Here is a 6,717-nt window from a genome sequence, read left to right as displayed (position 1 = left end):
CCCCGGTCACCTCCGTGGTCGTGCTTCGCGAGGCCGCGCCCGACGCGTACGCGGTTGGGCGGTTCGACGACCATCAGGAGGGCGAGACGCGCGACGGGCCAGGTGCTGAGCGGCAGGAGGAACGGCAGGAAGAGGAAGACCCCCGTGAGGTGTCAGTCCTCCGTACCACCGGCCGCCCCGCGCGGCACTCCCGGATCATCGCTCCCCCGGGTCGCACCGCCCCCGCCCGCGGCGCCGTTCGCCCGCGTCGCCTCAGCCGTGGGTGCCGCCTCCAGCAGCGTGCGCAGCACCTGTTCGTCGTCCGGCGGCAGCGCGGTGACGAAGCTCGCGAGCACGGCCTCGCGGTCGTGCTCGCCGTCGAGGAGCCGGCGCATCTTGAGCGCGGCGAGGCCTGCGATGTCGGCGGTGGGCGTCCAGACGAAGGACCGTCCCCGCCGCTCGCGGGCCACCGCGTCCTTCGCGAGCAGCCGGGTCAGGATGGTGGCCACGGTGGTGTAGGCGAGGTCGCCGTCGAGGCGTTCCTGCACCCAGGCGGCGGTCACCGGGACATCGCTCCCGCGCAGGGCGGCGAGCACCTGGACCTCCAACTCGCCCTGCCCACGGCGCCGGTACCGGGGCGGCAGGTCCTCGCGGTCGCGGTGCCCCATCTCCCTCTCCCTCCGGCTGTCGCGTGTCGGATCACGCTACCTGGCCGTCGCGGGTGCGCCTGCCCTTCCGGTGCGCGATCTCGCCGAGGAGCACGTCGACGGCGATGAACACGGCGAGCGGGATGCCGAGCAGGGGGACGAAGTAGCCGAGGACGGCGACGGTCGCGAGCGCCGGGACCAGGCTCTGCGGCGGTACGTGCTGCCAGGCGCCGCGCGGGATCGGCCGGCCGAACGCGGAGGCCCGGCCGCGCAGCCACCACATGCGGTAGCCCCACACGATGAGCAGGATCAGCGACAGCGCGAGCGCCATCAGGGCGATCTGGTTGACCAGGCCGAAGAGCGTCCCGGTGTGGGCGTCGATGCCCCAGCGGGTCAGCTTGGCGAGCAACGGGTAGTCGGCGAAGCGGAGTTCGTCGACGACCTTGCCGCTCGCCGGGTCCACGGCCACCGCGTCCTGCTTCTCGGGCCAGCTGCGCTGGATCTGCTTCACCACGTACGCCGAGGAGGCGTCGGCGGGCGGGACGATCTCGACGGGGTCGCCCAGGCCCTCGGCGCGGGCGGCCGCGAGGATCGTGTCGAGTTCCTTCGGGGTGGCGGCGTCCTTGCCGGCGCCGGTTGCCGAGCCGTTGTGGCTCCCGTGGTCGCCGCCGGCCGCCGCCGAGATCGAGGGGGTGGCCTGGTGGAGCGCGGTCCGAAGGGTGTCGATGTTGGCTCCGGCGTACGTCGACCAGGTCAGGCCGGTCGCGGAGAGGAAGACGAATCCGACGGCCGCCCAGACGCCGATCGTGCCGTGCAGTCCGAGGGTGCGGCGGCGCCCGCTGGTCCCGCGCACCTTGCGCTGTGCCCTGCGTCGGCCGAACCACAGCGCGAGGCCGCCGCCCGCGATCACCCACAGCCAGCTCGCGGCGAGTTCGCTGTACAGCCGGCCGGTCTCGCCCAGATGGAGATTGCCGTGCAGCCCGTCGAGCCAGGTGCGCAGCGGCAGCGCCCCGGTCGAGCCGTACTGCTCCAGCGAGCCGCGCACCTTCGCGGTGTACGGGTCGACGAACACCGCGAGGCTGTGGTCGGGGCCGACACCCGGGACGCCGGAGAGCAGGACCCGCGTCGTGGCGTCCGCTTCCGGGGAGGGGCGGACGGCCGAGACCGTGCCCTCGGGGTGGGCCTTGCGGGCCGCCGCGACCTGCTCGGACAGCGGCAGCTTGTGGTCACCGGCGGGAACGGTCAGTTCGTGCGCGTACAGGATCTTCTCGGCCTGGAAGGACGCGGCGTACAGCAGACCCGTGGTGGCGGCCACCAGCAGGAACGGAGCGACGAGCACGCCCGCGTAGAAGTGCAGACGCAGGATCAGCGGGCGCAGGACGGACCGGACACTTCGGACCGGCGCGGGGGCGGCGGACTGCGGGGACGCGTCCGTCGTCGGGGCGGGAGCGGTGGACATCGGCGGTGTTCTCCGGTTGTGCGGGGGACGGAAAGAAGCCGTGGGCCGGGGAGTCGGGCTCCCCTTCGCCGGTGGCGGTCCAGTAGTCGGAGCGCGGAGGCGGCCAGTTCCCGCGCTCTCGTGTGGCCTGCGTCACACAGGGAAGTCGCGGGGCTCGCCCGGCGCCGCCTCGATCGGCTCGATCCGGCTTGGCATCCTGGCTCGATGGCATCCGAACGTGACCCCAGTGTCTTCCGCACCTCCCTGACCGACCTGGTCGAGGAACTTCTCGCCCACGAGGGTCCGTTGCCGATCGTCGCGGCCGGTGACCCCGTGCTGCGCCGGGGCGCCGAGCCGTTCGACGGGCAGCTGGACCCGAACCTGCTGGCCCGGTTCGTGGCCGCCCTGCGCGCCACCATGCACGCGGCGCCGGGTGTCGGGCTCGCCGCGCCGCAGGTCGGCGTGCCGCTGCGGCTCGCCGTCATCGAGGACCCGGCGCCGGTGTCGGAGGAGGTGCGCCGCGCGCGCGGGCGGGTGCCGCAGCCGTTCCGGGTCCTGGTCAATCCGTCGTACGAGGGGATCGGTTCGGGGCGGGTGGCGTTCTTCGAGGGCTGCCTGAGCGTTCCGGGCTGGCAGGCCGTGGTGGCCCGGCACACCGAGGTGCGGCTGACCGCGCTGGACGAGCACGGGCGACCGGTCGACGAGGTGTTCAGCGGCTGGCCCGCGCGCATCGTCCAGCACGAGACGGACCACTTGGACGGCACGCTCTACCTCGACCGCGCGGAGCTGCGCTCGCTGTCCTCGAACCGGGCGACGTCGGAACTCTGGGCCCAGCCGACACCGGAGCACGCGGCCGAGGCGCTGGGCTTCAGCCTGCCGGACTGACACCCCGGGCGGCACGGTCACTGCGGGTGGGTCGGCTCCTGCCCGTCGGGCCACAGAGCGGCGAGAGGGGCCGTCCAGCATGATCACCGGAAGCGCGCCGGCCGCGATGTACCAGCTCGGGCCGGCTGACGGACTCACCGGTGGCGGAGCGGACCGCCTGCTCGATCTGGGTCTACAGGTCGGTGTCGGCGGCGACTTCCCGCAGTACGACGCATACGACGAGGAAGTCGGCGGGAGGAAGACGGGCCGCCAGCACCTGGGTGAGGACCGACTTGCCCGAGCCCGGCTGGCCCAGCACGATCAGCGGGGCGCGCACAGCCCACCGACGTCAGGTGCCCCAGCAGGAACGCATCCAGGTCATCGCGCACCGGCCGCTCCTGCCACCAGCTCTCGGTGGCGAACGGGTCGGACGGGCCCACGTCGCAGACCCGGAAGTCCGGATCGACGTACGCGGCGCCCAGCGCGGGCAAGCTCGTCCCGTCCAGGGCATCGCGGGAGGTGAGGATCGGACGACAAGCACCGTCGCGTGAGCACGCGCCAGAGCGATGATCCAGGCGTCGGCAGGTCTGCGCTCCGCGATCGGCGCGAGGAGTTCCCGCAACCCCTCCAGGGAGGCGCTCACCGTCCCCGGTCGCGCCCGTGTCGCCTGGTGATCCACCAGGTTGACCCAGAAGGCGACCTCCGGGCAGTCAAGCGCCAACCGGTGTTCGGCGGCCGTCAGCTCAAGCTCCCGCGGATCGCACGGCAGCTCCGTCTCGGAGAGAGCCTCGAAATACGCGGCGAGAACCACCACCGCGTGGGCCGCGGCCAGGCGCTCGCTGCGATCGCCTCGACCGTACGCTCCTCCGACGCCCCCAGCAGGCGAATGGCATCCCGATGACTCAGCCCCACCCCAACCCCCGGCCCGAGGCCGCAACGCCGAGAGCCCACCGCTCTAGGGGATCGCCATTCCGGGGCCGTTGTCGCCGCTCAGGTTCTCGCCGAACAGCGCCTTCGCCGCCGGTGCCCCGATGTCCGTCGGGTTCAACGCGACCGAGTTCGAGGCGGTCAGGCCGGAGGCGGTGCCGCGCAGCAGCCACACCGCGCCGCCGTTCACGACGCTGCCCAGGTTCTCGCCCGGCGCGCCCACGACCAGGTCGGCCTTGCCGTCGCCGGTCATGTCGAGCAGTCGTGCCGAGCCGCCGAACAGGTCGCCGGCCTCCGCGACACCCGGAACGCCCGCCGTGTCCTGGTGGAACGCCCGCGCGCCCGTGCCGGTGAGCCCGGCCCTGCCGCCCTTGAGCAGCACCACGGCGCCTGCCTTCTTCTTCGAGCCGATCGCTTCTCCGGGGACGCCGACGGCCAGGTCGGGGTATCCGTCGCCGTTCGCGTCGCCCGCGCTCAGCCGCCCGCCGAACTGGTCGCTCTTCTCGCTCACCCCGGGCACGCCCGCCGTGTTCTGCGTGATCGTCTGCGTGCGGGTCTGACTGGGGCCGGACGGCGAGCCGTAGTAGATCTTGACGGTAACGGGGTCTTCCTCGGTCTCGGTGTCACCGTTGGGGAAGAGCCGGGTGGCCAGGTCTGCGTAGCCGTCCTGGTCGAAGTCGGCGACGGCGGTGCTGGACGAGGAGGTGAGCCGCTGCGGGACGGTGGACAGGCCGTCCTTGGTGCCGAGCCACAGCTTGCCGCCCTCGGCGTGGTTCTCGTAGACGTAGAAGGTCGCGAGGTCCTCGATGCCGTCGCCGTTGAAGTCGCCCGCGGCGGTGGAGTCGATGGTGTTGTCGGTGCTGAACACCTGCAGCCGCTGCTCGCGGGCGGGAGAGCCGTCCCGGTCGAAGGGGCCGTAGAGCACGTCGTGGTAGTCGTAGGAGTCCTCGCTGTTGCCCATGAACAGGTCCGTGTGCCCGTCACTGTCGAAGTCGCCCGCGGTGATGTCCTCGCCGACCTGGGCGTTCGCCGGTGCGTCGATGCGGACGGCATCCTGGCCGGAGATGCCGAGCTTTCGTCCCCACAGGACGATCACCGATCCGCCGATGTTGTTCTCCGGCCGGTACTCGCGGGTGACCAGGGCCAGGTCGGTCAGGCCGTCGCCGTCCAGGTCGCGGGCGATCATGTCATAGCCGAAGACCGTGTTGTCGCCGGAGACGCCGGGCACACCAGGGGTGTCCTGGGTGATGACCATGGTGCGGGCGGGGTCGAGGCCGTGCGCGGTGCCGTAGCTGATCGTGATGTAGCCGGCCCACGTATGACCACCGACTGTCCCGCCGGGGGCTGCGACGGCGACGTCCTGGTAGCCGTCGCCGTTGAAGTCCTCGCGCACGCCGGCGGCGCCGTCCTTCGCGGACGCGGTGCCCGCGACGATCGGTATGCTGAACGACCCGATCAGCGCGGCGGCTACGGCGGTCGACAGTGCGGGTCTGCGGATGCCCACGGTTCCTCCTTTGAGCGCGCGATGTCGAGACGTGCGCGCGAATGTGATTCACCTGCGAGACACGCGGCAACGGCTGATGGTTGTGCGGTGAACGGCGGTTGAACGGACGGAGAGGCGGCCGTCCGGATACGCAGCCTCACCCCGGGGCCGCGGTCGCGGTATCCCGTCCGATCCTTTTCCCCACCACTGGTCGTGTCGCGGGTTGACCTTCACATCAGTGTGCTGGTTGTGCAATCGAGTCATGGACAGGGAATCGATGAACCCCGGCTCGTTTCGGCTCGGCCTGGCGTTGGAGGGCACGGGTTGGCACCCTGCCTCGTGGCTGTTGTCGTCGGTGACGGCTGCCGAAGAGGTCTTCAAGGGCGGCTACTGGACGGACTGGGGACGCGCGGCCGCGTCAGGTGGCGTCGACTTCGTCACGCTCGAGGACGGACTGAGCCTGCAGACCGACCGGTTCGGTACAGCCGACCAGGCCGATGACCGGGTGCGCGGCAGGCTCGATCCGATCGTCACCGCAGCGGTCCTGCTGGCGACGACAGACATCGGCGAGGTGGTGGTCTCGCGCAACGTGACACACAGCAACCCGTTCCACGTCGCCGTCCAGATGGCATCCCTGGCGGCAATCGGGCCGGGCCGGGTGACGTGGCGACCGCAGGTTTCCGCCGACGCGCGCGATGCCGCGGTGGTCGGTGGACCGGCGACGCCTCAGCTGCGGCCCGAGGACGTGTACGTCCCGACGCGCATCGCACGCCGGCTCCGGGACCTCTTTCGTGATGCCGAGGACTACGTGCGAACAGTGCGCGAGTTGTGGAAGACGTTTCCCGCCGAGAGCCTGAGCTCCGGGGACACGTTCCTGCACCGGGACATGGTCGCCCCGTTGCGGCTCACCGGGAGGGAAAGATACCCGGCGGCCGGCCCGCTGACCGTCCCGGTGCCGAGCAGCCCGAAGGTCGCGGTGCTCGCGCACCATGCCCTGGAACCGTATCGACTCGCCGCCGCCGTCGCGGACCGGGTCTTCGTGACTCCGTCGCAGGAGCATCCGATTCCCGCGCTCCTGACGGCGTTTCGAGAGATCGAGACGCTGACGCCGGACGCCACCGGGACCGAGGTGTACGCGGATGTGGCGGTTGTCCTGGGCGACACCGACGAGCACGCGAAGGCCAGGCTGGCGCGGCTGAACGAAGCCGCCGGCTTCGTCTGGGCACCGGACACGCAGGTGTTCGTCGGAACCGCGGACCACCTCGCCCTGGAACTCGCCCGCTGGCGTGAACAGTTCGGCCTGAGCGGGGTCCGGCTGCGCCCCGCGGTGCTTTCGGACGACGGCGCGAGGATTGTTAAGGACGTCGTCCGGTGAGGAA

Annotated in this window: 7 protein-coding genes; 2 read left to right on the top strand and 5 right to left on the bottom strand. The window is 71.7% G+C overall.

What is annotated here, in order from left to right:
- Window positions 1-152 precede the first annotated feature (152 nt).
- Complete coding sequence (locus ACFWBT_RS25550; protein WP_385704378.1) at window positions 153-647, bottom strand: BlaI/MecI/CopY family transcriptional regulator; 495 nt, start codon at window positions 645-647, stop codon at window positions 153-155.
- Between the two features lie 31 nt (window positions 648-678).
- A complete protein-coding gene (locus tag ACFWBT_RS25545; RefSeq protein WP_385704376.1) occupies window positions 679-2,085 on the bottom strand; it encodes a PepSY-associated TM helix domain-containing protein in 1,407 nt (468 codons plus the stop codon).
- Between the two features lie 204 nt (window positions 2,086-2,289).
- Between ACFWBT_RS25545 and ACFWBT_RS25540 the strand changes: the two genes are divergently transcribed.
- A complete protein-coding gene (locus ACFWBT_RS25540; protein ID WP_385704374.1) occupies window positions 2,290-2,949 on the top strand; it encodes a peptide deformylase in 660 nt (219 codons plus the stop codon).
- Between the two features lie 172 nt (window positions 2,950-3,121).
- Here the strand turns inward: ACFWBT_RS25540 and ACFWBT_RS25535 are convergent, their stop codons facing one another.
- From ACFWBT_RS25535 to ACFWBT_RS25525, 3 genes are read right to left on the bottom strand one after another with little or no spacing between them, the layout of a single operon-like run.
- Window positions 3,122-3,265, bottom strand: a complete 144-nt coding sequence (locus ACFWBT_RS25535; RefSeq protein ID WP_385704371.1) for a hypothetical protein — start codon at window positions 3,263-3,265, stop codon at window positions 3,122-3,124.
- A 12-nt stretch (window positions 3,266-3,277) separates the two neighbouring features.
- Complete coding sequence (locus ACFWBT_RS25530) at window positions 3,278-3,865, bottom strand: hypothetical protein (protein WP_385704369.1); 588 nt, start codon at window positions 3,863-3,865, stop codon at window positions 3,278-3,280.
- Window positions 3,866-3,883: 18 nt separating this feature from the next.
- Window positions 3,884-5,359: an FG-GAP-like repeat-containing protein gene (locus ACFWBT_RS25525; RefSeq protein WP_385704366.1), complete on the bottom strand. Its 1,476-nt coding sequence runs from the start codon at window positions 5,357-5,359 to the stop codon at window positions 3,884-3,886.
- A 256-nt stretch (window positions 5,360-5,615) separates the two neighbouring features.
- Here ACFWBT_RS25525 and ACFWBT_RS25520 point away from each other — a divergent pair, with 256 nt between their 5' ends.
- Window positions 5,616-6,713 (top strand): LLM class flavin-dependent oxidoreductase, encoded by a 1,098-nt coding sequence (locus ACFWBT_RS25520; RefSeq protein WP_385704363.1) that lies wholly within the window; start codon window positions 5,616-5,618, stop codon window positions 6,711-6,713.
- Window positions 6,714-6,717 lie beyond the last annotated feature (4 nt).

The organism is Streptomyces sp. NPDC060027 (assembly GCF_042737005.1).
In the GTDB taxonomy this organism is placed as follows: Bacteria; Actinomycetota; Actinomycetes; order Streptomycetales; family Streptomycetaceae; genus Streptomyces.
Note: the sequence above shows the minus strand (reverse complement) of the source record. Positions and strands in the feature narration are given on the sequence as shown.

Coding starts and splice junctions, on each gene's coding strand:
- ACFWBT_RS25545 (WP_385704376.1), bottom strand. CDS start 2,085: ATGTCCACCGCTCCCGCCCCGACGACGGACGCGTCCCCGCAGTCCGCC.
- ACFWBT_RS25540 (WP_385704374.1), top strand. CDS start 2,290: ATGGCATCCGAACGTGACCCCAGTGTCTTCCGCACCTCCCTGACCGAC.
- ACFWBT_RS25550 (WP_385704378.1), bottom strand. CDS start 647: ATGGGGCACCGCGACCGCGAGGACCTGCCGCCCCGGTACCGGCGCCGT.
- ACFWBT_RS25520 (WP_385704363.1), top strand. CDS start 5,616: ATGAACCCCGGCTCGTTTCGGCTCGGCCTGGCGTTGGAGGGCACGGGT.